The organism is Vibrio sp. 10N.222.54.A3, from assembly GCF_041474095.1.
GTDB lineage: Bacteria > Pseudomonadota > Gammaproteobacteria > Enterobacterales > Vibrionaceae > Vibrio > Vibrio crassostreae_C.
The window spans coordinates 15,443-41,446 of record NZ_JBFRTN010000123.1; the positions used below are offsets into that span (position 1 = coordinate 15,443).

The window sequence follows — 26,004 nt, forward strand, 5'->3', positions numbered from 1 at the left end:
TATGGTGTTTTTCCCTTTAAGATCGGCCTTCCATGATATTAAAAGCAAAGAATAAAACTCTCGTGTTAGATCGCCCACATGTTATGGGCATCCTCAATGTCACCCCTGACTCTTTCTCTGACGGTGGGAAATTTAACTCACTTGATAATGCCTTACAGCAAGCTGAACGCATGGTTCAAGCGGGCGTTAGCATTATCGATATTGGTGGTGAGTCAACTCGACCTGGCGCTCCTGATGTTTCGTTAGAAGAGGAGCTTGCCCGTGTCATTCCTGCTATTAAAGCCATTCGTGCCAAGTTTGATGTGTGGATCTCGATAGATACCAGTAAAGCGGAAGTGATGCGCCAAGCTGTTGAAGCGGGCGCTGATTTGATCAATGATGTGCGCGCTTTGCAAGAGCCTGGAGCATTACAAGTCGCCGCTGATGCTAATGTTCCGATTTGTCTGATGCACATGAAAGGTCAGCCGAGAACCATGCAAGCTAACCCAAGTTATGATGATGTTCTTCAGGATGTAGAAGCATTCTTGCAAGAAAGGGTAGAAGCGTGTGAGGCGGTGGGTATTTCAAAAGATCAGCTGATCCTTGACCCTGGCTTTGGCTTTGGGAAAACCATCGAACACAATTATCACCTACTAGCGCATCTTGAAAAGTTTCATTCGTTAGGCTTACCTGTTTTAGCGGGGATGTCGAGAAAATCGATGATCTTTAAATTGCTAGACAAGGTTCCGGCCGACTGCATGGTCGCAAGCGTCACTTGCGCGACGATTGCCGCGATGAAAGGCGCACAAATTATTCGCGTTCATGATGTCGAGGAGACACTGGAAGCGATGAAAATAATCGAAGTGATGAACAACAATCACTAAATATAATTAAGGAAAATCACTATGTCTGATAAAAGACGTTATTTCGGCACAGATGGTGTGCGTGGCAAAGTAGGCCAGTACCCGATTACACCTGATTTTGTTCTGAAGCTTGGCTGGGCTGCGGGTCGTGTTCTTGCGAAGCAAGGCACAAAGAAAGTCATCATTGGTAAAGATACTCGTATCTCTGGTTACATGCTTGAGTCAGCGCTAGAAGCTGGCCTTGCTGCTGCTGGTCTTCAGGCTACGTTTACTGGCCCAATGCCAACACCTGCTGTGGCTTACCTAACTCAAACCTTCCGCGCTGAAGCCGGTATTGTTATCTCTGCATCACACAACCCATACTACGATAACGGTATCAAGTTCTTCTCTTCTGAGGGAACAAAACTGCCGGACGATATCGAGTTGGCAATTGAAGCAGAGTTGGATAAAGACATCGAATGTGTTGATTCTTCAGAGCTAGGTAAAGCAGTACGTTTGAACGATGCGGCTGGCCGTTACATCGAGTTCTGTAAAAGTACGTTCCCACATAAAATGACATTAGCTGGCATGAAGATCGTTATCGATTGTGCACATGGTGCGACTTACCACATTGCGCCTGCTGTATTTAAAGAACTGGGTGCTGAGGTCGTTGCGATTGGTGTTGAGCCAAACGGTACTAACATCAACCACGAAGTCGGTGCGACGGATGTACGTGCTCTGCAAGCAAAAGTGCTTGAAGAAAAAGCGGCATTAGGTCTTGGCTTTGATGGTGATGGTGACCGTATCATCATGGTTGACGAGCTAGGCAACAAAGTTGATGGCGACCAAATCGCTTACATTATTGCTCGTGATGCACTGCGTCGCGGTGAGTTGAAAGGCGGCGTTGTTGGTACACTAATGACCAACCTGGGTATGGAAAACGGCCTTAAGCAGTTAGGTATTCCGTTTGTACGTGCTGCTGTTGGTGACCGTTACGTAATGGAACAGCTTCTTGCTAAAGGCTGGAAGATCGGCGCTGAAAACTCGGGGCACGTTATCCTACTAGATAAAGTGACGACGGGTGATGCTATCGTTGCTGCTCTGCAAGTTTTGGCTTCAGTTGTTGATAGCGAAATGACACTGAATGAGTTGTCTCAGGGCATGACGTTGTACCCTCAAGTTCTAGAAAACGTTCGTTTCAGCGGAGATTCAAACCCACTAGAAGCCGAAGCGGTAAAAGCAGCGGTTGTTGAAGTAGAAGCTGAGCTTGGCGAGAAAGGTCGTGTGCTATTACGCAAGTCTGGTACCGAGCCACTACTGCGTGTCATGGTTGAAGGCGAAGATGCAGAGCTTGTTCAAGCATCAGCGCTTAAGATTGCAGATGCAGTAAAAGCAAACTGCTAATTTAACCTTTTACTTAGCCGGCGTAACGAATAGCGCCTGTGATTAGAAGTGATTGAGTTATCTCACGGTCAAAAGATATAACGGTCAAGAGAGACGTAAATGAGTTTTGTGTCGCTTTTGACCTTTTTTTGACCACTCACTTGGTAAAGGCTTATTTTTTAGCAAATTCTCCTTGTCAGCCATCGTCGCATTCGCTAGTATTGCTCGGCCTTCAGTTAGGAGGTCGCTAGCCTTGTTCTTAAAAATAGTTTTTTGAACGGCGCTGGCTCAACAATTAGGAACATAGGTGGAAAAATGTTTACAGTTCTACTTGTGATTTACCTGTTGGCAGCGCTTGGTGTAATTGGCCTAGTGTTGATTCAACAAGGTAAAGGCGCAGATATGGGAGCCTCTTTCGGTGCTGGCGCTTCAAACACTGTGTTTGGTGCTGGTGGCTCAGGAAATTTCCTTACCCGAATGACTGCAATTTTTGCAACTACATTTTTTATCCTTAGCTTAGTGCTTGGTAATATGTCTACACATAAAACTGAGTCACAATGGATTGACCCGACCCAAGGTCAGGTGATTCAACAAGCTGATGATGCAGTGAGTGAAGTTCCGGCGCAAGGCGACGAAATTCCACAATAATCTGTAAAGATTTGATGCCGAGATGGTGAAATTGGTAGACACGCTAGCATGAGGTGCTAGTGCCTTAGGGTGTGAGGGTTCGAGTCCCTCTCTCGGCACCATGTTTACAAACTTGTAAAACATCTTGTTGGGCGTATAATGCTCGCAAGTCGGACGCGGGATGGAGCAGTTTGGTAGCTCGTCGGGCTCATAACCCGAAGGTCGTCGGTTCAAATCCGGCTCCCGCAACCAATTTCAATGCTATTATATAGCTTGTATTGGTTGCAAGTTTGCACAGTGTGAACCTCACTGTGAGTTAAGTGCGATATCGAATGTGATGGCACTTAACATATAAGGGTCCAGCAACAAAAACCCCGGCTTATACGGGGTTTTTTGTTATCTAAGCATTTGTAAATGTATTTAGATAATGTTTGCTTGGAATTTAAATTGGGCTTTGAGCCCTTTTTTTGTTTCTGGAGTGGTTAAATGACTGGTTTAGAAAGACAACTTACTGAAATGCTTGACGCTCCAGTAGCAGCATCAGGTTATGAGTTAGTTGGATTAGAATTTATTCGTGCTGGTGAGCACTCAACGCTACGTATTTACATCGATTCACCAAACGGTATCAATGTAGATGATTGCGCTGAAGTTAGTCACCAAGTAAGTGCCGTAATGGACGTTGAAGATCCAATTTCAGTGGCTTATAACCTTGAAGTGTCTTCACCAGGTTTAGAGAGACCACTGTTCAAAGCAGAGCATTACCAACAATTTATTGGTCACGAGGTAAGCATCGTTTTGAAAATGGCTGTCGGCAACCGTCGTAAATGGAAAGGTGATATCCAATCTATCGAAGGCGAGACAGTGAAAGTATTGGTTGAAGGACAAGAAGAAGAATTCGTCCTGAGCAATATTGCGAAAGCTAACCTGATCCCTAAATTTTAGTTCTCCTAGAGAGAAGAGCTTAAGAGGCTAGATTAATGAACAAAGAAATTTTGGCGGTAGTAGAAGCTGTTTCAAATGAGAAAGCAGTTCCTCGTGAGCGTATTTTTGAAGCGCTTGAAATCGCGCTTGCAACGGCAACAAAAAAGAAAAGCGAACTAGAAATTGAAGTTCGTGTTGAAATTGACCGTAAAACGGGTGATTTCGAAACTTTCCGTCGTTGGGAAGCTGTTGAGGAAGTTGAATTCCCAACAAAAGAAATCTCTATTGAAGCTGCAAAGTACGATGACCCAGAGATCGAACTTGGCGGTTTCATTGAAGATGATATCGAATCAGTAACGTTTGACCGTATTACGACTCAAACGGCTAAGCAAGTTATCGTACAGAAAGTACGTGAAGCTGAACGCGCTCAAATCGTTGAGCAGTTCATCGATAACGAAGGCGAGCTAGTAACTGGCGCAGTTAAGAAAGTTAACCGTGACACTATTATCCTAGACCTAGGTAACAACGCTGAAGCGGTAATCCTTCGTGATGACCAACTTCCTCGTGAAAACTTCCGTCCAGGTGACCGTGTTCGTGGTCTTCTTTACGCAGTTAAACCAGAAGCTCGTGGTTTCCAGCTTTTCGTTACTCGTTCGAAGCCAGAAATGCTAGCTGAACTATTCCGTGTTGAAGTGCCTGAGATTGGTGAAGAGCTAATTGAACTTAAAGGTGCTGCACGTGATGCCGGTTCTCGTGCTAAAATCGCTGTGAAAACAAACGACAAACGTATTGACCCAGTTGGTGCGTGTGTTGGTATGCGTGGCGCACGTGTACAAGCTGTTTCTAACGATCTTGGTGGTGAGCGTATTGATATCGTTCTTTGGGATGATAACCCGGCTCAATTCGTAATCAACGCAATGGCTCCTGCTGATGTTGCTTCAATCATCGTTGATGAAGACGCACACTCTATGGATATCGCTGTTGAAGCGGATAACCTAGCACAAGCGATTGGCCGTAGCGGTCAAAACGTACGTCTAGCGTCTCAACTTACTGGTTGGGAACTGAACGTAATGACTGTTGCTGATCTTGAGAAGAAGCACCAAGAAGAAGCAGTTGCTTCTATTGAAAACTTCATGAAGCACCTAGACATTGAAGAAGACTTTGCTCAAATGCTTGTTGAAGAAGGCTTCTCTACGCTTGAAGAAGTAGCATACGTTCCTGTGAACGAGCTTCTTGAAGTAGACGGTCTAGACGAAGGTATCGTTGAAGAACTACGTAACCGCGCAAAAGACGCACTGACTACTCTAGCGCTAGCGAAAGAAGAAACTTTCGACGGTGTTGAGCCTGCTGAAGACTTACTTGCACTTGAAGGTCTTGAGCGTGAAATGGCTTACAAGCTAGCAGCAAAAGGCGTTGCGACACTGGAAGACCTAGCTGACCAAGGCGTTGATGAACTAGAAGGCATCGAAGACCTAACTGCAGAGCGTGCAGGCGAGCTAATTATGGCTGCGCGTAACATCTGTTGGTTCGGCGACGAAGAATAATTCAGCAAGGAGAGAAAGCGGTATGACACAATTAACAGTTAAAGCACTGAGTGAAGAGATTGGTACGCCAGTTGACCGCTTAATTGAACAACTTGCTGATGCAGGCATGAAGAAAGAAGGGTCGGATCAAGTGACTGATTCAGAGAAGCAAACATTGCTAACGCACCTTAAAAAGGAGCACGGCGATACTTCAGGCGAAACAGAACCGACTCGTTTAACTCTTCAACGCAAGACCCGCAGCACGCTAAGTGTTGCCGCTGGAGGCGGTAAGAGTAAGGATGTTCAAGTAGAGGTACGTAAAAAGCGTACTTACGTGAAGCGCAGCACTATTGAAGATGAAGCGAAACGTGAAGCTGAGGAAGTAGCTAATCGTGAAGCGGAAGAGAAAGCACAACGCGATGCTGAAGAGCAAGCGAAACGTGATGCTGCAGAGAAAGCACAGCGCGAAGCTGAAGAAAAAGTAACACGTGAAGCGGATGCAAAACGTGAAGCTGAAGAGAAGGCTCAACGCGCACAAGCTGAAAAGGCTAAAAAAGACATGAATTCAAAAAATGCAGACGCTAACGCACAAGCGAAAAAAGAAGCGGATGAACTTAAGGCTCGTCAAGAGCTAGAAGCAACTCGTAAAGCAGAAGCTGAAGCAGCTAAGCTTGTTGAAGAAGCTCGTAAGTTAGCAGAAGAGAACCAAGAACGTTGGTCTGAAGAAGAGAAGAAGAAGAAAGAGCAAGAGAAATCTGCGGATTACCATGTGACTACTTCTACTTACGCTCGTGAAGCTGAAGATGCGGCAGATAAGAAAGATGAGAAAGCACCTCGTCGTCGCAAGAAGAAAGCAGCTCCTGCTAACCAACCTGCAAACAACCGTGGTGGTCGTAACCAGCGTGGTCGTGGCGGTAAAGGTAAGCTTGCTAAACCAACTTCAATGCAGCAAGGCTTCGATAAATCAGCGACTGTTGCTAAATCTGACGTTGCTATCGGCGAAACTATCGTTGTTTCTGAACTGGCTAGCAAAATGTCAGTTAAAGCAACTGAAGTTATCAAAGTAATGATGAAGATGGGCGCTATGGCGACTATCAACCAAGTGATCGACCAAGAAACAGCACAACTTGTTGCTGAAGAAATGGGTCACAAGGTAATCCTACGTAAAGAAAACGAACTTGAAGAAGCAGTACTAGCTGACCGTGATAGCGATGCTATCGCTGAAGGTCGTGCTCCTGTTGTTACTATCATGGGTCACGTTGACCACGGTAAAACTTCAACACTTGATTACATTCGTAAAGCACACGTTGCTTCTGGCGAAGCTGGCGGTATCACGCAGCACATTGGTGCTTACCACGTAGATACTGACAACGGTATGATCACTTTCCTTGATACTCCTGGACACGCGGCGTTTACAGCTATGCGTGCTCGTGGTGCTCAAGCGACAGATATCGTTGTACTTGTAGTTGCAGCAGACGATGGCGTAATGCCACAAACAATCGAAGCAATCCAGCACGCGAAAGCGGCAGGCGTTCCTCTGATTGTTGCTGTGAACAAGATCGATAAAGAGGGTGCAAACCCAGACAACGTTAAGAATGAGCTAGCTCAATACGACGTTATCCCTGAAGAATGGGGTGGTGAGAACATCTTCGTTCACATCTCTGCTAAACAGGGTACAAACATCGATGGTCTTCTAGAAGCTATCCTTCTTCAGTCTGAAGTTCTTGAACTTACAGCGGTTAAAGAAGGCATGGCGTCTGGTGTTGTTGTTGAATCTCGTCTTGATAAAGGTCGTGGTCCAGTTGCAACAGTACTAGTACAGTCTGGTACTCTAAACAAAGGCGATATCGTTCTTTGTGGTCAAGAGTACGGCCGTGTTCGTGCAATGCGTGATGAAAACGGTAAAGACATCGAAACTGCAGGTCCATCTATTCCTGTAGAAATTCTAGGTCTTTCTGGTGTTCCTTCGTCAGGCGATGAAGCGACTGTTGTACGTGATGAGCGTAAAGCACGTGAAGTTGCGAACTACCGTCAAGGTAAATTCCGTGATGTTAAACTAGCTCGCCAACAAAAAGCGAAACTAGAGAACATGTTCGCGAACATGACGGCTGGCGAAGTTGCTGAGCTTAACGTGGTACTTAAAGCTGACGTTCAAGGTTCTGTAGAAGCGATTGCTGACTCTCTACTGAAACTGTCAACTGACGAAGTGAAAGTGAACATCGTAGGTTCTGGTGTTGGTGGTATTACTGAAACTGATGCAACGCTTGCTGCAGCTTCTAACGCTATCATCCTTGGTTTCAACGTTCGTGCTGACGCAACTGCGCGTAACACGGTTCAGAACGAAAACCTAGATCTACGTTACTACTCAATCATTTACCAACTAATTGACGAAGTTAAACAGGCGATGGGCGGTATGCTTGCTCCTGAATTCCGTCAAGAGATCATTGGTCTTGCACAAGTTCGTGACGTATTTAAGTCGCCTAAACTTGGTGCAATCGCTGGTTGTATCGTGACTGAAGGTACGATTAAGCGTAGCAACCCAATCCGCGTACTTCGTGAAAACGTTGTTATCTACGAAGGTGAACTAGAGTCACTTCGTCGCTTTAAAGATGACGTACAAGAAGTTAAGAACGGTTACGAGTGTGGTGTCGGCGTTAAGAACTACAACGACGTTCGCGTTGGTGACCAGATCGAAGTATTCGAAATCGTTGAGGTTAAACGTACTCTAGACTAATCAGTCTGTACGACTCGACATATTGACTAAGGTTACTAACATTACTAGTAAAGGTAATAAGTAATCGGTTGTTGAATACACCATGGGGGGCTGGTAATTACCAAGCCCCCCATCTTTCTAAGTGAGAAAAGAAAATGTCAAAAGAATTTAGCCGCACACAACGTGTGTCTCAGCAGCTTCAAAAAGAGCTTGCTCTTATCCTACAACGTGAAGTTCGTGACTCACGTATTGGTATGGTAACTATCTCAGACGTAGAAGTGTCTCGTGACCTTGCTTACGCAAAAGTGTTCGTGACTTTCCTGTGTGTTGGTGAGCAAACTCCTGAATCATGCCTTAAAGCTCTTAAAGAGCATGAAGTGCCAGTTCGTATGGCTCTTGGTAAGCGTATTCGCCACCGTCTAACGCCTGAAGTTCGTTTTACTTACGACAACACACTAGTAGAAGGCATGCGTATGTCTAACCTAGTAAGTGAAGTTCTGAACGATGATAAGCGTAAGCAAGAAGAAGCTGGCCGCACTGACGAAGCTCAGTCTAAGGGCGAAGAGTAATGGCTCGCCGTCGTAAAGGTCGCCCTATCAACGGGGTAATTCTATTAGATAAGCCGACTGGCATTTCGTCTAATGATGCACTGCAAAAAGTAAAGCGTATTTACTTTGCAGAGAAGGCAGGGCACACCGGTGCTCTGGATCCTCTTGCGACTGGCATGCTGCCAATTTGTCTTGGTGAAGCAACGAAGTTCTCTCAGTTTCTTCTAGATTCTGATAAGCGCTACGTTGTTATCGCTAAGCTTGGTGAGCGTACCAATACCTCTGACTCTGATGGTGAAGTGGTAGAGACACGTGATGTTAACGTGACTCAAGAACAGCTTGAACGTTGCATTGCGAGCTTCAAGGGTGAAACCGATCAGATACCATCAATGTTTTCGGCATTGAAGTATCAAGGTAAGCCTTTGTACGAATACGCACGTGCAGGTATCGAGGTTCCTCGTGAGTCTCGTAAGATCACTGTGTACTCTATTGAACTGCTTCGCTTTGAAGGTGATGAAGTTGAAATGGAAGTGCATTGTTCGAAAGGCACATACATCCGCACAATTACCGACGACCTTGGTGAAATGCTAGGTTGTGGTGCTCACGTGACCATGCTTCGTCGTACAGGTGTCGCAAAGTACCCATACGAGCGTATGGTGACTTTGGAGCAGTTAAACGAGATCCTAGAGCAAGCACAGGCGCAAGAAATTGCACCGAAAGAGCTGCTTGATCCACTGCTGATGCCAATGGACACTGCCGTTGAAGACTTACCAGAAGTAAACCTGAACGCGGAACTGACTGACCTAGTTCAGCACGGTATGCCAGTTCAGGTTGCTGGTGCGCCAACTGAAGGCACGGTTCGTATGACAAGTGGCGAAGAGAAGCTGTTTGTCGGCGTAGCTCAGATTGCTGAAGATGGCCGAGTTGCACCGAAGCGTTTGGTTGTTTTCAGAGATGAAGAGCCACAAGCGTAGCGCTTACATCGGATCTTAGCGCTGAGTCGTGAAAAGTGAGCAAATAAGATAGAAAGCGAACGCCTAATTTAGGTGGTTCGCTTTTTTCGTTTTTAATGGGTTCGATTGTTATTGCACCAACTGACAAACTTCCCTATAATCCTCGGCTCGCGTAGCGGCTGAATCAGAGATTGGCTGCTACAAATATAAACTTACTCTTATCAGGAGAGAATTATGTCTCTGAATGCAGAAACTAAAGCAGCAATCGTTGCAGAATACGCACAATCTGAAGGCGACACAGGTTCACCAGAAGTACAAGTAGCACTACTTACTGCTTCTATCAACCACCTACAAGGTCACTTCAAAGCGCACAAACACGATCACCACAGCCGTCGTGGTCTACTACGTATGGTTTCTAGCCGTCGTAAGCTTCTTGATTACTTGAAAGGCAAAAACCTTGCTCGTTACCAAGACCTAATCAAGCGTCTAGGCCTACGTCGCTAATAGCGATGTCTGCAAAGACAGTTTGAAGAAAAGGAGCATTTATGCTCCTTTTTTTGTGCCTGTAAGAAAATGCTAGGCTGGATGCTCAGAATATCATCTGGCTTTTTCTGATAGGAAATATATCTCCTAATAAAAATAGTTTATACTACGCCCGCCTATAGCGTTTTCAGCGTTTGGCAATCAACCTCTCAAGAGATTACAGTCACAGATGTCGGCCAATAGGTCGCGACTATTCAAAGGCGGATTTGGTCTTAATTCGGCGTATGAACACATACAAAGAGTCACCATCCTAAGTCCCTTTTCACTAGTCGCGATTGGTAATGTCTTGAGTCATTATTCACTTAATCTAAAGTCTGACTTTAGAGCTAAGGATATACAATGTTTGAAAAACCAGTTGTAAAATCGTTCCAGTACGGTAACCACACCGTTACTCTAGAAACGGGCGTAATTGCACGTCAAGCTACTGCTGCTGTAATGGCGACTATGGACGATACTTCAGTATTCGTTTCTGTTGTTGCTAAGAAAGAAGCAGTTGCAGGTCAAGACTTCTTCCCACTAACAGTAAACTACCAAGAGCGTACATACGCTGCGGGTAAAATCCCTGGTGGTTTCTTCAAGCGTGAAGGTCGTCCATCTGAAGGCGAAACACTAACAGCTCGTCTGATTGACCGTCCAATTCGTCCACTTTTCCCAAGTGCGTTTAAAAACGAAGTTCAAGTTATCGCTACGGTTGTTTCTATCAACCCTGACGTAAACCCAGACATGATCACTATGATCGCAACATCTGCTGCGCTTGCTATCTCTGGTGCTCCATTCAATGGTCCTATCGGTGCTGCACGTGTTGGTCACATCGACGGCGAACTTGTTCTTAACCCATCAAATACTGAGCTTGAAAACTCTAAACTAGACCTAGTTGTGTCTGGTACAGAAGGCGCAGTACTTATGGTTGAATCTGAAGCAGATAACCTATCTGAAGAAGAAATGCTTTCAGCTGTTGTTTACGGTCACGACCAACAACAAGTTGTAATCAAAGCAATCAACGAGTTTGCTGCTGAAGTTGCAACTCCATCTTGGAACTGGGAAGCGCCAGCAGTTAACACTGAGCTTAAAGCTCAAGTTGCTGAACTTGCTGAAACTCGTCTATCTGACGCGTACCAGATCACTGAGAAAATGGCGCGTTACGAGCAAGTTGGCGCAATCAAGAACGACACTGTTGAAGCTCTAATTGCACAAGACGAAAACCTAGATGAGCGCGAAATCCGCGGCATGCTTGGTTCTCTAGAGAAAAACGTAGTACGTAGCCGCATTATTGCTGGCAACCCACGTATCGATGGCCGTGAAAAAGACATGGTTCGTGCGCTAGACGTACGTACTGGTGTTCTTCCACGTACACACGGTTCTTCTCTATTCACTCGTGGTGAAACTCAAGCACTTGTTACTGCAACGCTTGGTACACAACGTGATGCTCAAATCATCGACAGCCTGATGGGTGAGAAGAAAGACAACTTCCTTCTACACTACAACTTCCCTCCATACTGTGTAGGTGAAACTGGTTTCGTTGGTTCTCCTAAGCGTCGTGAAATTGGTCACGGTAAGCTTGCTAAACGTGGTATCCAAGCAGTAATGCCTTCTGTTGAAGAATTCCCATACACAGTTCGTGTTGTATCGGAAATCACAGAATCTAACGGTTCTTCTTCAATGGCTTCTGTATGTGGTACATCTCTAGCTCTTATGGATGCTGGTGTTCCAATCAAAGCTTCTGTTGCGGGTATCGCAATGGGTCTTGTTAAAGAAGGCGACGATTTCGTTGTTCTTTCTGACATCCTTGGCGACGAAGATCACCTAGGTGACATGGACTTTAAAGTAGCAGGTACTAACGCTGGTATCACTGCACTTCAAATGGACATCAAGATCGAAGGTATCACTAAAGAGATCATGCAAATTGCACTTAACCAAGCGCAAGGTGCACGTAAGCACATCCTTTCTGTAATGGATGAAGCTATCTCTGGTGCTCGTGAAGATATCTCTGAATTCGCTCCACGTATCCACACAATGAAAATCAGCTCTGATAAGATCAAAGATGTTATCGGTAAAGGCGGCGCAGTTATCCGTGCTCTTTGTGAAGAAACTGGTACTACAATCGAAATCGAAGACGATGGCACAATCAAGATTGCTGCTACTGAAGGCGCAGCTGCTAAAGAAGCTATCCGTCGTATCGAAGAGATCACAGCTGAAGTTGAAGTTGGCCGCATTTACCAAGGTAAAGTTGCTCGTCTAGCTGACTTCGGTGCATTCGTTACTATCCTTCCAGGTAAAGATGGTCTAGTACACATCTCTCAAATCGCTGACAAGCGCGTTGAGAAAGTGTCTGACTACCTAACTGAAGGTCAAGAAGTTCCTGTTAAGGTTCTTGAAATTGACCGTCAAGGCCGTGTACGTCTAAGCATGAAAGAAGCAGTTGAAACGCCAGCTGAAGGCGAAGCACCTGCTGCTGAGTAATTCTCAGTGTGTCGATGGTGATATCGCTTTTTAGTGATTTCTAACCTATCGTCAACAAAGCATGTTATAAAGGGGAGCATATCGCTCCCCTTTTTTATTGCGGTCATAACAGGAGTAATTATTTGTGAAATGGTTTCAAACCGCGAGTATGTGTTTACTGCTTGTACTAACAGGTTGTGCGACAACATCAGATAACACCTCAAGTTGGGTTTATCCACCGATGGCTGTGCCACTGCAACCAAGCGTTCAGCAAGAAGTTCAAATTGCACGTCTTAGTCAGTTATTACAGCGCCCAGATTTGAACGATGAAGTTCGAGCTAAGATGCTGTTTGAACGTGGTAACTACTACGACAGTGTTGGCCTGCGTGATCTCGCGCGTCTCGACTTCAACCAATCTCTTTCATTGAACCCTGCTCAACCTGGTATCTTCAATCTTTTGGGTGTTTACTTTACGCAGGTAGGGGAGTTTGATGCGGCTTATGAATCTTTTGATTCTACGTTAGAGCTTGATCCTGCAAACTCTTACGCAGAAAGGAACCGCTCTATCGCGCTTTACTATGGCGAGCGTTACGACTTAGCCAATGAAGAGATGATGAAGCACTATGCCGACGATCCTAGCGATCCGTTTCGCGCTCTGTGGTTGTACATCATTCAGCATGAGCTGACGCCAGAGCAGGCTAAGCTTGATTTGCAAAAACGTTACGAGAGCCGTGATGAGCAGTGGGGTTGGGTATTAGTCGCGATTATGCTTGATGACATTACTGAAGAGCAGGCTTTCAAGGCGATCTTAACCGGTACTCGTGACAACACGTTACTTGCGCAGCGTCTAACAGAGACGTACTTCTACCTTGCTAAGCGTTACCATATGAATGGTGATTACGCGAATGCTATCTCTTTGTACAAGTTAGCGGTTTCTTTTAACGTGTATGAATACGTAGAACACCGTTACTCTTTCTTAGAGTTAAGCCGTATCTTCACCACGCTTAAAGCTGAGCACTTAGCACAAGTTAAGTTAGCTGAGGCCGAAGAAGAAGCTAACGCTAAGTAAGCAACACATTTTGATTCCGAAAAGCCGCTGCCTGTCAGCGGTTTTTTTATGCTCCTTTTTTATGATCTTCATCTCGTTTTGATTGCTTTTTATTTAAACAACACTAAAATAGTTAGTCTTGCTAACTAAATGCCATTCTTTGATTAGGTGAGTATGCTGAACCAGAATTTAGAAAAGATTGAGCGCTTCGCCTCTAAGATATGGCGCACTCAGGTAAATGAAGATCCTATTTGCCAATTGAGCTTCAATGAATATGACTATTTGAAGGTCATTCAAGCCTCTCCTGAACCGATCCGATTGACAGATCTGGCGATTGAAATGCAAGTAACCAAGCCTTCAGCAACTACTATGGTTCAAAGGTTAGAGAGAAAAGGTCTCGTTGAGCGTAAAGCTTCGCTCGAAGATGCGAGGTCTAAGTTGGTCGTACTGACCAGCAAAGCGGAAGTCGGCTTGGAAGAAGAAAGTAAGATCTATCAGGTCATGGCACAGATACTGGAAAGCCGTTTGTCTGAGCAAGAATCTCAGCAGTTAAACCTATTATTAAATAAAGCTTTAAAGTAAATAATTTAGATATTTAGTTAGCCTTGTTAACTAATTTTTCGAGTCATATCTTGTTGATATGCGACTCACAAATGAAAGTAGAGTAAGAAATGAGTAACTCAATTAGTCGTCAATTTTGGCGATACACAATCCCTACCGTGGCGGCCATGTTGGTTAATGGCCTGTACCAAGTGGTGGATGGCATCTTCATTGGCCGCTATGTGGGGGCTGATGGACTTGCAGGTATCAATGTTGCGTGGCCTGTGATTGGTTCGATTCTTGGTATTGGTATGTTGGTGGGTGTGGGCACAGGTGCGCTTGTCTCGATTCGCCAAGGTGAAAAAGATACTCAAGGCGCTAAGCAGATCTTAGCAACGGGCTTAACCTTGTTGTTAGCGATAACGCCTATTGTCTCTGCATTGCTGTTCTTGTTTGCTGATAACTTCTTGCTTTGGCAGGGCGCTGAAGGGCGAGTGTATGAACTTGGTCTGCAGTACTTACACATTCTGATTGGTGCTAGTGTCTTCACGCTAGGTTCGATCGCGATGCCGTTTCTACTGCGTAACGATGACAGTCCGAACTTAGCGACGATACTGATGATCGTTGGTGCGGTGATTAATATCGTGCTCGATTACCTGTTTATCGCTCTCTATGGCTGGGAGTTGATGGGTGCAGCATTAGCAACAGCGATTGCCCAGTTTGTAGTAACGGCTCTCGGCTTGGCTTACTTCTTCTCGCGTCGAGCAAACCTACGTTTACGTTGGAATGAGTTGAGATTGAAGCTGGATGTGATTCCACAAATCTTCGCCATTGGTACATCAAGCTTCTTTATGTACGCTTATGGTTCGATGATGGTGGCGTTGCACAATGCGTTGTTCTCTCAATATGGCGACCAGTTGATGATCGGTGCTTACGCGATTTTGGGCTACATCGTGACGGTTTATTATCTCACGGCTGAAGGTATCGCCAACGGCATGCAACCATTGGTGAGCTACAACCATGGTGCGCGTAACCAAGCAAACATCCGCAAGCTACTTAAGATTGCGATGATGAGTTCGGTATTGATTGGTGTGGCGTTCGTGCTGCTTCTCAATGCGTTCCCACGTGAGTTTGTATCAGTATTTAACTCAGACGAACCTCAGTTAGTTGAGTACACGGTGTTGGGTATTCGACTACACATGTTTGCATTGGCGCTGGACGGTTTCTTAGTGGTAGCGGGTGCTTATTACCAAGCGGTAAACAAGGGCAGCAAGGCGATGTTTGTAACGATAGGCAATATGCTAATCCAACTGCCGTTCCTGTATATCATGCCTAAGTTGTACGGTGTGCCGGGGATCTGGATTGCGTACCCACTGTCTAACATCGCGTTAAGTGTGGTGGTGATGGTAATGCTCTACAAAGACTTAAAGAAGCTCGATGCCTCACCGATGGAAACAGCGACGGCATAGGTCTGTTTCTTAAGTCGAATTAAAAAGGTCTAGCGAACGCTAGACCTTTTTTGTATCTGTTGCTGGTTAGTCCAATGCGAGGAACTAGATGTTCTTAACGTCTAAACCTGCAAGCTGATGCCAGTAACCATTACATTGGCGGCTTTCAATCTTCATCGGTTTTTGACCTTGCTCGTTCGCTCTGAAGTTATTGATTTCAGAGAAGGTATCGATGCCGAGTGGGCTTAAACGAACCACATCAACCAAGTCGTGCATATTTGGCAAATCGTTGACTAGGTTGTAGCAGTAGCCTGATTGCGTCTGAATACCGTTAAGGTTGAAGACTGATTGGCCTTCTTGGCTTTCTACTTGTAGCCCTGTTGGGTACTTGATACAGCAGGTTTCGCAATCGTCTTTAGCTTTGTTTTCAGCGCGAGCGGTAAAGCAGCGTGCTGAGTAAGCAAGCGGTAGGTAGCCGTGGCTAAACACTTCAACTTCGAACTTGTTACGAATATTTAGCTCTTCGCACTGGGTCATTACGTTGCTTAGCCATTCGCGAGAAAGCTCAACCGGCATACACCAACGCGTCATACCTTGTTTCAAGAACAGGTTCAGGGTGCGTGCGTTGTAGGTGTTTACTGCCGGGCCAACCACGAAAGGTACTTTGCTTTCGCTGGCCAGTTGAATAGCAGACACATCATTGGCTTCGATAGCAAAGTCACCGTTATCGATGTACTTCTTCATGATGTTGACTTCGCTTGGTGCTTCGAGCAATGCCATGGTCGAGAGGACAACTTGCTTACCTGAAGCAGACAGCTCTTTAGCAATGTCCATCCAGTGTTTCGCTTTCATCTCACGACGTTTTGAACACACAGCTTCACCTAGATAGATGATGTCGGCAGAGCTTGATTTCGCTTGCTCATAGAAGCTTTCAACGTCTTGTTTTGGCCAAAAATAAAGTAGAGGGCCTAATGCGTATTTCATTGAGTTCTCCATTTGGCTCTATTGCCATTTACGGTGATAAGCGCCAAGCGTGGTTTGTGTACCTTCAGATACATTCGCCAGTGTCGCATTCCAAGCTTGTTCCACTTGGTATTGTTCTGGGTTCGCTAAGTAGCGATCGATAGCTGCGCGCCAAGTGCGAGTGACTTGTTCAACATAAGCCGGGCTGCGTTGGCGACCTTCAATCTTCACTGAGGCAACGTTTGCCGCGAAAAGCTCAGGCAACATGGATAGCGTGTTGAGGCTGGTGGGCTCTTCAAGTGCGTGATAGCGCTTACGCTCACCATCGATATCTGCTTCAAAGCGGCCTTTACACAGCGTTGGGTAACCTGCGTTTTCACCTGCTTCATATTTATCGATAAGGATTTCGTTCAAGCGAGATTCGAGGCCAGTTTCTGTTTCTTGCCAGCGAACGTATTTCGCCGGAGAACAAGCACCAACAGTATTTGGTGATTCGCCTGTCATGTATGAAGAGAGGTAGCAACGGCCTTCTGCCATGATGCACAAGCTACCAAAAGCGAATACTTCAAGGTCAACGTCAGAAGTGATGTTACGAGAAAGCTGTTTGACCTGATGAATCGACAACACACGCGGTAGTACGACACGCTTAACGTTGAAGTTTTTATGGTAGAAGTCGATAGCCGCCGCATTGGTCGCAGATGCTTGCACTGATAGGTGCAGTTCTAGATCTGGATACTTATTTGCTGCGTACTCAAGCACCGCGATGTCTGCGATGATCAGCGCATCAACACCCAGAGCAGCGGCGTTGTCTACGGCATTAGTCCAACGGTCGAAGCCATTTGGGTGAGCAAACGTATTTAGGGCAACATGAATTTTCTTGTTGTGGTCATGCACATACTGCACAGCACGATCGAGCTTTTTACCCGCAAAGTTTAGGCCTGCAAAGTGTCGGGCATTGGTATCGTCTTTGAATCCGATATAGACAGCATCCGCACCACAATCAATAGCGGTTTTCAAAGCAGGTAAGTTACCCGCTGGGCATAAGAGTTCCATTTGCTCACTACCAGTAGAATTAAGTTGAAGCGAGCATTTTATGAAGAATTGTGAATGACGGAATTGATGTAAGGCAGGTTTAGATGGATAAATCTGCTTTTACTCCGTTTGAGGTACTGACGAGTGACCGTTTTACATGTTGGCTTGGTTTAAATATGAGGTACTTGATTAGTTCTTATGACGGCGGTTTTGGGCAAACAACTCTTCGACATCTTGTTTTGGTTGCGGACGGTAGAAGTGGAAGCCTTGAATCGAACTACAGTTGAGGTTCGATAATAGAGTCGCTTGCTCACTGGTTTCGACACCTTCAGCAACCACGGTCAAATCGAGAGATTTACCTAGGTTGATGATGTTTTCAATTACGGTGATTTGCTTTGGTAGGGTATCGATATCAGAGATGAAAGCACGGTCTATCTTAAGCTCATCAATTGGGAAGCGAGCAAGGTAAGACAGTGAAGAGTAACCTGTACCAAAATCATCAATGGAGAGAGCAAAGCCAAGTTTCTTGATGGCGTTAAGCATTTGGAGTGTGTGTTCACTATCACTCATCACCGCACTTTCCGTTAGCTCGAACGTAATCGCACTTGGATCAAGCTCGGTCGAACGCAGTAGCTTTTCCATGTAATCAATCAGTTTCGGGTTACCAAACTGTTCTGGTGAAAGGTTGATAGCCACTCGACCTGGAAGGATACCTTGCATCTTCCAGCGTTTAACCGTAGCAAACACTTCGCGCATTACCACTCGGCCAAGTTGTTCGATAAGACCAGCTCGCTCCGCTACAGGAATGAACGCAGCAGGACTGATATAACCTTCGACAGGATGCTTCCAACGTACCAGAGCTTCAGCGCCGTTGATGGTGAAATCACGGGCATTCACTTTTGGTTGATACCAAACCTCAAGTCCATTCTGTTGCAGCGCTTTTTGTAGCTCTATCTCAAGCCACAGTCGCATACGCGCTTCTTTATTCATCTGTTCGTTGAACTTGATCAGACGATTACGACCACGATCTTTCGCTTCATACATTGCTGTGTCTGCATTTTGCAGCAAGATACGAGCATCAGTCCCATCTTGAGGAAAGCTCACACTACCAATAGAGCAGGCTAAGCGCTTGCTAAAGTGGTGAAGATCGAAGGGTTGATTGATCAGGGAAATGATCTTTTCAGCGAGCATTTCAGGTGTTCGCTGATGTTCAGGTTCTGGAAGGATAATACCAAACTCATCCCCGCCTAAATGTCCAATCACGGCCTTACGAGGCAGTAAGCGTTTAAGACGCGAAGCGACCTCTTTAATCACCTTGTCACCGATGTGATGACCAAGTGAGTCATTGATATTTTTAAAGTTATCAATGTCTAAGTAGAGCATCACCACCGGCGTATCGTTGTGAATGAACTGCTCAAGACGCTTAGTAAACCCAACTCGATTGTAGAGTTTGGTCAGTGCATCTATGTAGGCATCTTCACTGTTTGCTGGTGTGTATTGTTTTGCGGTTTCTTGTGCGTCTTGAATAAGCACCAGCTGAGTGTTGCTTCCAAGAACGGTGGTGGAGTCGATGTTGAGCTGGACCTTACGTTCAAAGCCGCATCGCGCACCCGTTAAGCAAACCAAACCAGACTCAGAAATAATAGAGCTGAGGTTATTATTGAAGACTGTTTTGGTTTGTTCATCGATAAATAGGCGTCCCAGCTGTTCGCCAATTAACTCTGTGGTTGAGTTAAAGCCAAGCAGGCGCGCTGCCGCTGGGTTGGATGACAAGATATAGTCACTTTCAACGAGCAGTAATCCGTCAGGGAGTAGTTGAGATAGTTTGTGGAATTTGGCTTCGGATTCTTCTAAAGAACGGACAAGTACTTGGTTTTCTGATGTGTCGAAGGCGTGAAAGACGATGTAGTCGGTTTTGTTGCCATTGGTAAGCGGAGATAGGCTGAAATGAAGGCTGGTATCGAGGTCTGTTTCGTTGAGGGTGACTTCGGCCTCAATCGTTTCGCCACTGAATGCACGCTCATAGTAAGGCTTGAGATGTTGGTAGAACTGTTCGCCCAATGTTTGGCGATCATTCATGCCTGCAAGCTCTGTTTGACTCAAACCAGCAATATCGCAGTAACGCTCATTCACCATAAAATAGTTATGTTGAGCATCAAGTACTGCAAAAAAGAACGGACTATTTGCAGTTAGCTGGGTAAACCAATGTTGTAGTTGTTGGGGAGGCATCAAAGTACTACCAATTCTCCAAGAGCTTGAATATTCACTATCGATAAATATTTATTACTTTTTGTGTGGCTATCGATATTTACCTGTGAGTGCAGCGATCCGCTGTAATTCTCATTACCTGAGTTACTATAACTGTGATTTTCAGGATATTAAAGGTCGAGTATCAAACAGAAGTTAATTTGATACATAACAGTAACTGAGATCTCAACATCATCTATGATGCATTCCATATTATTGACAAAGTTACGGATAAGTCACGTGATAAACAAGATTCGCACTCAACTAGTTCAAAATGCCGCATCAATTTTGCGATCTCCAGTCCAGTTATTGCCTAAAACAGTACAAAAAAGAGCCTTATTGGAGGCGCTTAAGAATGTATTCAAGGAAGCTTTAGAGGACGGTGACTTTGAGTTTTTAGAAGACAAATGGCTGAAAGTCTCAATAAAAGACATGGGGTTAAGTTGGTGTATTAGCTACAAAAATGAGCAACTGGTTGTAGCTGATAAAGAGGTGGTTGAAGATGTAAGCTTTAGCGGCAATCTTAACGATCTTGTGTTGATTGCGGGGCGTAAAGAAGACCCAGATACGCTTTTCTTCCAACGTAGACTGTCTATTGAAGGCGATACCGAGCTCGGTTTAGAAGTTAAAAACTTGATGGATAGCGTAGATTTGGACTTATTGCCGACTCCTATGAAAACTTTGTTAAATCAATTAGCTGATTTTGTGCAGAAGGGAGTACAATCCCCAGATACACAAAGTGAGGTAATGAATGCTTATTCGAACTGAAGCACCGGCAGATATACTTGTCATTGATCGTTTATTGAAATCTGTTTTTGAAACAGATGCAGAAGCTAACTTGGTTATGAGCTTGCGTGAGAATAGCCATTTAACGCTATCGCTGGTGGCTTGTTCTGATGAAGGCGAGGTGGTTGGTCACCTGATGTTTAGCCCTATCACTCTTGATGGCGACGATCATAACTGGCAAGGGCTTGCGCCTCTCGCTGTGAAAGAAGAGTTCCGCAACCAAGGCATTGCCAAATCTCTAGTTGAAGATGCGTTTTCCACTTTGGTTGATTTTGGTTACCCAGCTTGCGTTGTGTTGGGTGACCCTGCTTATTACAGCCGCTTTGGTTTCAAGGCTGCGAGCGAGTTTGGCCTGAGTTGTGTTTGGGATGTGCCTGAAGGTGCTTTCCAAGCGATTGAATTGGTAAACGGTGCGTTTGCTGGACATGCTGGTGAGATTGCTTACAGCCCCGAGTTCAACGACTTATAAGCTGATTTATCACGCAACAAGATACAAACTGATTTAGTCTAAATAAAGGAGCTTGATGCTCCTTTATTTTTTGTTAGTATCAGCCCTGCTCTAATAAGCGCTCTTTCAATAGAGGCAGCTTTCACAAAACTAGTTCTAATAAACTTTGGCTCCAATAAACTTAAGGTTACTACCGCTAGATATGTCACAAACACACGCGCAATACCTACATGAGATGGGCATTAGCCAATGGGAACTAAGTCACCCAGAGCGTTTAGCAGGTTATGAATCTGAATTGACTCCGCTCTCGAGCGATTGCAAGTTACTGTTGGTTTCGCCTGAAAAACCTCAGGAAGATCTCGCCGTGATGTTTGAGCGAGTACTCAAAAGTATCAAGCTCGACTTATCTCAGGCTTTACACCTTCAACCGCAACACTTGTCTACTGTGGATTTAGGTTCGGTTGAGTGGATATGGTTTGCTGGTTGTGAGTCGGCTCAAGAGCTGAAGGCTAAAACACTTCAATCGCCATTACTGTCTGACATTAACGGTAACAACCAACACCGCCGCGACTTATGGCAACAAATTTGTGCTTATGACTAATCAATTTTTACCGACTTCACAACAACACCTAGACGCCATTTGGAAGATAGAGCAGGCCGCGCATTCTCACCCTTGGTCTGAAAATATGATCCGAGATCTTGATAGCCGAGGCGCTTGTCATCATGTCCTTGAAGTTGATGGACAAGTGGTGGGCTATTTCTTCGCGCAAAACATCGTTGGCGAAGTCACATTGCTTAATATCGCGGTAGACCCAAGCCAGCAAGGCAAAGGGTATGGAAAAGCGTTAACGGAACATTTCCTTGATATGTGTGAGCAAGCTGACGCGGAAAGTGCTTGGCTAGAAGTTCGCGAAAGTAATGTGAACGCGTTTAATCTTTACGAAAAGGCAGGCTTCAACGAAGTTGATCGCCGTCGTAACTATTATCCAACTAAACAAGGCAACGAAGATGCCATCATTATGAGCTATCTTTTTATGTCTTTTAGCTAGTCATGTTACGTCTTTTCGCTAACTAGATAGCTAATCACAAAATTAGCCAAAAAATAGGGTGTAAACTGACCCTTTAGAAAGTGATACGCTTTCTGTATAATCCGCACACAGAATTCAAGGGCAAGTATTATCTACTTGCCCTTTTTACGCTTTAGATCAGCAAAGGGCGACTATGTCTTTCCAACAAGAAGTGAGCAAACGTAGAACGTTTGCGATTATCTCTCACCCGGATGCGGGTAAAACCACGATTACTGAAAAAGTTCTTTTATTCGGAAACGCGATTCAAAAAGCGGGTACCGTAAAAGGCCGTGGCTCTAACCAGCACGCTAAATCTGACTGGATGGAGATGGAAAAAGAACGTGGTATCTCGGTAACTACGTCGGTAATGCAATTCCCATACAATGATTGCCTAGTAAACCTACTAGATACTCCAGGACACGAAGATTTCTCGGAAGATACGTACCGTACGCTAACAGCGGTTGATTCTTGTTTGATGGTTATCGATGCTGCTAAAGGTGTCGAAGACCGTACTCGTAAGCTGATGGAAGTAACACGTCTTCGTGATACTCCAATCGTAACGTTTATGAACAAACTTGACCGTGATGTTCGTGACCCGATGGAAGTGCTTGATGAAGTGGAAAGCGAGCTAGGTATGGCCTGTGCTCCAATCTCATGGCCAATCGGTTGTGGTAAAGAGTTTAAAGGTGTTTACCATATTCACCGTGACGAAACGATCTTGTACGAATCTGGCCACGGTCATGAGATTCAAGAAGTTCGCATCATTAAAGGTTTGGACAACCCTGAGCTAGATGAAGCGGTAGGTGCTGATCTTGCGGAAAGCGTACGTGAAGAACTAGAGCTTGTTATTGGTGCTTGTCCGGAGTTTGATCACGAACTGTTCCTTGCTGGTGAGCTAACGCCGGTTTACTTCGGTACTGCATTGGGTAACTTTGGTGTGGACCACATGCTTGATGGTCTAACGAAGTGGGCTCCTGCACCTCAAACGCGCCAAGCGAATGAGCGTGATGTAGAAGCGACAGAAGAGAAATTCTCTGGTTTCGTGTTTAAGATCCAAGCAAACATGGATCCAAAACACCGTGACCGTATCGCATTCATGCGTATCGTATCAGGTACTTACGACCAAGGCATGAAGATGAACCATGTTCGTACTGGTAAGAACGTAAGTATTTCGGATGCGGTAACCTTCATGGCGGGCGACCGTGCGCGTGCTGAAAAAGCATACGCTGGTGATATTATCGGTCTACATAACCACGGTACTATCCAGATTGGTGATACCTTTACTCAAGGTGAGAGCCTTAAGTTCGCTGGTATTCCTAACTTCGCACCTGAGCTATTCCGTCGTATTCGCCTACGCGATCCACTTAAGCAGAAGCAACTTCTAAAAGGCTTAGTTCAGCTTTCAGAAGAGGGCGCAGTACAAGTATTCCGTCCTATGCAGAACAACGATCTGATCGTTGGTGCGGTTGGTGTACTTCAGTTCGACGTGGTTGTAGCGCGCTTGAAAGCGGAATACAACGTAGAAGCTATCTACGAAGGTGTTAACGTTGCAACAGCTCGTTGGGTTGAATGTGATGACGCTAAGAAACTAGAAGAATTCAAACGTAAGAACCAATCTAACCTAGCGCTAGATGGCGGTGACAACCTGTCTTACATCGCACCAACTATGGTGAACTTGAACCTAGCTTCTGAACGTTTCCCTGAAGTTCAATTCCGAGCGACGCGCGAGCACTAATAACGACAGTTCTACATAACACTGTTGGATAATATTAAAGCCGAATTGCTTCTAGCATTCGGCTTTTTTGTTACACTAAGAGTACACCGTTTTGATGGAGTAAAGCGTGTTTGATCTCAATTTAGTAAAGCCATTCCTCTCTGTATATCAACAAAGATCGATAACCAAAGCGGCTGAATCGTTAGAGCTAACTCAACCTGCGGTCAGTGCTGCAATCAAGAGGTTTGAAGCGGTGGTAGGCTATGCGTTGTTCGTAAGAGTAGGGCGTTCAATAGAACCAACGTCAATGGCTCACAAATTGGCAGGTCAATTATCTGATGCTTTAGAGCTGATGGAAGGTGCAGTATCAAGAAAGCGTGATTTTACTGTTTATATGCCAGCGAATCTGCTCCACAAAATGCCCATGCTCAATGGTGTTCAGCTGGTTGAATCACCAATCTCTGTTGATAACGTTGTCGAGGATATCCGACTCAACCGAGTAGATTTAGTAGTCGATACTGGTTTACCAAAACAAACGAGCTTAGCTTCTGAATTTGCGACAACCGATAGACTGTTATTGATGAGCGATCCCGAGGTCAGTAAATTTAGTGAGCAGATTTCAATGGATGAATTTCTTGCAGCTCGTCATGTAACCTTGAAGTTACTTCGCCAAGATACTCAAATAGTCGACTTTCTTTCCGAAAAGAGCTTCACTCGTGATGTTGCTATTGAAGTAAGAAACATCACTAACTTGATATTGGCGGTAAAAGGGACTGACTACATTGCTGCGGTTCCGGTTAGCATGATCCAATTAGCAAAAACCATTGGCTTACGGATTCATGAGCCTCCATTCTCAATGCGTCCTGTGGAGTTTGAATTTTTCTATCACAAGAAGTATCAAACTAATGGGCAACATCAAGAGTTACGAGATGAGCTTAAACAGTTATTAAATAGCTAGAAATCGAAGGCTAAACCGAATTCCACATAGTTTTTGGTTTCAGGGTATATGGTATAGGTAACGGACGGTTTTACGTACTTCAAGTTAAAGAATACAGCTACTTCGTGATAATGAATGTTGGTCCTAGTTTCATTTCTGATATGTCTAGATCTCGTAGTAGTCTCATCTTTAATATAAAAGTCTTGGGTATCTTTTTTGAATCCGATTTCTTGGTTGAATTTGTAAAGAAAGTCAGCATATTGAATCGGGCTCCACAGAGCGCCTGCACTATAATCGAATGTGTCAGAGGTTTTATATTCCATGCATAAGTTTGGAAGACAAGCATCGAAATCTCTGTCCATATAGTTGTAGTTGATATCGCCAAGCAGTGTCCAATTTTCATGAATCAACTTAGCAACAAAAATGCCTGTTGTGATCTCATGTTCGCTGACTTTTACGGTGTTTTCAGTGTAGTACGTGTCCCCTTGCCAGAATGAATATCCCAACCCTGCTTGCCAATAGTCTTGAGTATCAACCTCTCCAAAAACACGCAATTTATCATTGATTTGATAGTTTATATCAAGTGTGGCGACTGTCTTATCATTGTCTGGGCTTTGAGATAAGCTGACGGAAAAGATATCTGTAAAACGCTCAATAGATTCAATAAGGGTGTCATTTGCAGACGAGTAAAAAGGGAAAGTCAAAGCAAGTATTAATAGAAGGCGTTTCATATTCAAATTCCGAATCGCTTTCCTTAGCTAGTGAGTAAAAACACCCGATAATAGCGTTCACTATTATCGGGTGAGCGGGTTCAACTCAGGTTGAATTTTAGCCGCGTAAACGTTGTTGAATAGCGGATTTAGCTTTCTGTAGTTTAGTTGGGTCGATAGATTGAAGCTTGCTACGGTCGATGTTTGAACCATCAAACACATGATCGTGATTCTTTGTTTGAATACGTACACCGTCATCTATTTTTGAAACAGTCGCAACCCATTGACCGTTGCCTTTGACTAAAGAGAATTGGTCAGAAGTAACATCGCCTTCCACACGAAGTAGTGTTTTTTCAAAGTCACCGTTGCCAATAAATACGAGCTCGCCATCTTTGCGTTGGACAGTACCTACCCACTCGCTGGTGTTTTCGTCGATAATGTGGATTTCGCCGTTAATGATCTTAACTGTCAGGTCACGCTCTTCCATCTCGGGGCGGTCTTCACCGAAATCTGGAGACCAACGAGGTGTATCATCAAAGTCCATATCTGGGTGCTCTGGAGAGGCTGGGAGAGCAGGTCGTGGGCTATCAATT

Annotated in this window: 24 protein-coding genes and 2 tRNA genes; 21 read left to right on the forward strand and 5 right to left on the reverse strand. The window is 44.9% G+C overall.

Annotation, left to right across the window (positions count from 1 at the left end):
- The first annotated feature begins 32 nt into the window (after positions 1-32).
- The 15 genes from folP (at position 33) to AB4507_RS20885 (ending at position 15,528) form a co-directional block, all read left to right on the forward strand.
- A complete protein-coding gene (folP, locus tag AB4507_RS20815) occupies positions 33-863 on the forward strand; it encodes a dihydropteroate synthase (RefSeq protein ID WP_017063276.1) in 831 nt (276 codons plus the stop codon).
- Between the two features lie 21 nt (positions 864-884).
- Positions 885-2,225, forward strand: coding sequence for a phosphoglucosamine mutase (glmM, locus tag AB4507_RS20820; protein WP_017059393.1), 1,341 nt, complete (start codon positions 885-887; stop codon positions 2,223-2,225).
- Positions 2,226-2,519: 294 nt separating this feature from the next.
- Entirely contained in the window at positions 2,520-2,852 is a 333-nt protein-coding gene (secG, locus tag AB4507_RS20825) for a preprotein translocase subunit SecG (RefSeq protein WP_017059392.1), read from the forward strand.
- 16 nt (positions 2,853-2,868) lie between these two features.
- Positions 2,869-2,953: transfer RNA gene (locus AB4507_RS20830), tRNA-Leu, on the forward strand.
- Positions 2,954-3,006: 53 nt separating this feature from the next.
- Positions 3,007-3,083, forward strand: a tRNA-Met gene (locus AB4507_RS20835).
- Positions 3,084-3,317: 234 nt separating this feature from the next.
- Positions 3,318-3,773 carry a ribosome maturation factor RimP gene (gene rimP / locus AB4507_RS20840; protein WP_004738265.1) on the forward strand — a complete coding sequence of 152 codons (456 nt, stop codon included), beginning with the start codon at positions 3,318-3,320 and terminating at the stop codon, positions 3,771-3,773.
- Between the two features lie 35 nt (positions 3,774-3,808).
- Positions 3,809-5,296, forward strand: coding sequence for a transcription termination factor NusA (gene nusA, locus AB4507_RS20845; RefSeq protein WP_017059230.1), 1,488 nt, complete (start codon positions 3,809-3,811; stop codon positions 5,294-5,296).
- A 22-nt stretch (positions 5,297-5,318) separates the two neighbouring features.
- Positions 5,319-8,009, forward strand: coding sequence for a translation initiation factor IF-2 (gene infB / locus AB4507_RS20850; RefSeq protein WP_372183249.1), 2,691 nt, complete (start codon positions 5,319-5,321; stop codon positions 8,007-8,009).
- A 134-nt stretch (positions 8,010-8,143) separates the two neighbouring features.
- The gene (rbfA, locus tag AB4507_RS20855; protein ID WP_017059232.1) at positions 8,144-8,557 is read left to right on the forward strand and encodes a 30S ribosome-binding factor RbfA; all 414 of its coding nucleotides are present in this window, start codon (positions 8,144-8,146) and stop codon (positions 8,555-8,557) included.
- Positions 8,557-9,510: a tRNA pseudouridine(55) synthase TruB gene (truB, locus tag AB4507_RS20860; protein ID WP_017059233.1), complete on the forward strand. Its 954-nt coding sequence runs from the start codon at positions 8,557-8,559 to the stop codon at positions 9,508-9,510. Before rbfA ends, truB begins: the two co-directional genes overlap by 1 nt.
- A gap of 213 nt (positions 9,511-9,723) precedes the next feature.
- The gene (gene rpsO, locus AB4507_RS20865; protein WP_010436144.1) at positions 9,724-9,993 is read left to right on the forward strand and encodes a 30S ribosomal protein S15; all 270 of its coding nucleotides are present in this window, start codon (positions 9,724-9,726) and stop codon (positions 9,991-9,993) included.
- Positions 9,994-10,371: 378 nt separating this feature from the next.
- Positions 10,372-12,492, forward strand: a complete 2,121-nt coding sequence (pnp, locus tag AB4507_RS20870; RefSeq protein WP_372183251.1) for a polyribonucleotide nucleotidyltransferase — start codon at positions 10,372-10,374, stop codon at positions 12,490-12,492.
- A gap of 124 nt (positions 12,493-12,616) precedes the next feature.
- On the forward strand, positions 12,617-13,540 hold the full coding sequence (nlpI, locus tag AB4507_RS20875) for a lipoprotein NlpI (RefSeq protein WP_372183253.1): 924 nt from the start codon (positions 12,617-12,619) through the stop codon (positions 13,538-13,540).
- 153 nt (positions 13,541-13,693) lie between these two features.
- Positions 13,694-14,101, forward strand: a complete 408-nt coding sequence (locus AB4507_RS20880; protein ID WP_017056675.1) for a MarR family winged helix-turn-helix transcriptional regulator — start codon at positions 13,694-13,696, stop codon at positions 14,099-14,101.
- 89 nt (positions 14,102-14,190) lie between these two features.
- Positions 14,191-15,528 carry an MATE family efflux transporter gene (locus AB4507_RS20885; protein ID WP_050633591.1) on the forward strand — a complete coding sequence of 446 codons (1,338 nt, stop codon included), beginning with the start codon at positions 14,191-14,193 and terminating at the stop codon, positions 15,526-15,528.
- An 84-nt stretch (positions 15,529-15,612) separates the two neighbouring features.
- Here AB4507_RS20885 and AB4507_RS20890 read toward each other — a convergent pair whose 3' ends face one another.
- From AB4507_RS20890 to AB4507_RS20905, 3 genes are all read right to left on the reverse strand, one after another.
- Positions 15,613-16,491, reverse strand: a complete 879-nt coding sequence (locus tag AB4507_RS20890; RefSeq protein ID WP_017059237.1) for a U32 family peptidase — start codon at positions 16,489-16,491, stop codon at positions 15,613-15,615.
- 18 nt (positions 16,492-16,509) lie between these two features.
- Complete coding sequence (locus tag AB4507_RS20895) at positions 16,510-17,523, reverse strand: peptidase U32 family protein (RefSeq protein ID WP_017059238.1); 1,014 nt, start codon at positions 17,521-17,523, stop codon at positions 16,510-16,512.
- Between the two features lie 168 nt (positions 17,524-17,691).
- Positions 17,692-19,731: a bifunctional diguanylate cyclase/phosphodiesterase gene (locus tag AB4507_RS20905; RefSeq protein ID WP_017059239.1), complete on the reverse strand. Its 2,040-nt coding sequence runs from the start codon at positions 19,729-19,731 to the stop codon at positions 17,692-17,694.
- 258 nt (positions 19,732-19,989) lie between these two features.
- Here AB4507_RS20905 and AB4507_RS20910 point away from each other — a divergent pair, with 258 nt between their 5' ends.
- From AB4507_RS20910 to AB4507_RS20935, 6 genes are all read left to right on the forward strand, one after another.
- Positions 19,990-20,517, forward strand: a complete 528-nt coding sequence (locus tag AB4507_RS20910; protein WP_029235120.1) for an SCP2 domain-containing protein — start codon at positions 19,990-19,992, stop codon at positions 20,515-20,517.
- The gene (locus tag AB4507_RS20915) at positions 20,501-21,004 is read left to right on the forward strand and encodes a GNAT family N-acetyltransferase (protein WP_017063279.1); all 504 of its coding nucleotides are present in this window, start codon (positions 20,501-20,503) and stop codon (positions 21,002-21,004) included. Before AB4507_RS20910 ends, AB4507_RS20915 begins: the two co-directional genes overlap by 17 nt.
- Before the next feature lie 181 nt (positions 21,005-21,185).
- A complete protein-coding gene (locus AB4507_RS20920) occupies positions 21,186-21,584 on the forward strand; it encodes a DNA polymerase III subunit psi (RefSeq protein WP_017063280.1) in 399 nt (132 codons plus the stop codon).
- Positions 21,577-22,032, forward strand: a complete 456-nt coding sequence (rimI, locus tag AB4507_RS20925) for a ribosomal protein S18-alanine N-acetyltransferase (RefSeq protein ID WP_017063281.1) — start codon at positions 21,577-21,579, stop codon at positions 22,030-22,032. The genes AB4507_RS20920 and rimI overlap by 8 nt, the downstream gene beginning before the upstream one ends.
- A 172-nt stretch (positions 22,033-22,204) precedes the next feature.
- Complete coding sequence (gene prfC, locus AB4507_RS20930; protein ID WP_017063282.1) at positions 22,205-23,785, forward strand: peptide chain release factor 3; 1,581 nt, start codon at positions 22,205-22,207, stop codon at positions 23,783-23,785.
- A 106-nt stretch (positions 23,786-23,891) separates the two neighbouring features.
- Entirely contained in the window at positions 23,892-24,722 is an 831-nt protein-coding gene (locus AB4507_RS20935) for a LysR family transcriptional regulator (protein WP_372183255.1), read from the forward strand.
- Here the strand turns inward: AB4507_RS20935 and AB4507_RS20940 are convergent.
- Together AB4507_RS20940 and AB4507_RS20945 are read right to left on the reverse strand one after the other, a co-directional pair.
- Positions 24,719-25,432, reverse strand: coding sequence for a hypothetical protein (locus AB4507_RS20940; protein ID WP_372111984.1), 714 nt, complete (start codon positions 25,430-25,432; stop codon positions 24,719-24,721). The two genes, AB4507_RS20935 and AB4507_RS20940, sit on opposite strands and share 4 nt — an antisense overlap.
- Positions 25,433-25,529: 97 nt before the next feature.
- Positions 25,530-26,004: hypothetical protein (locus tag AB4507_RS20945; protein WP_372174756.1), on the reverse strand; the 475-nt coding region annotated here is incomplete at its 5' end.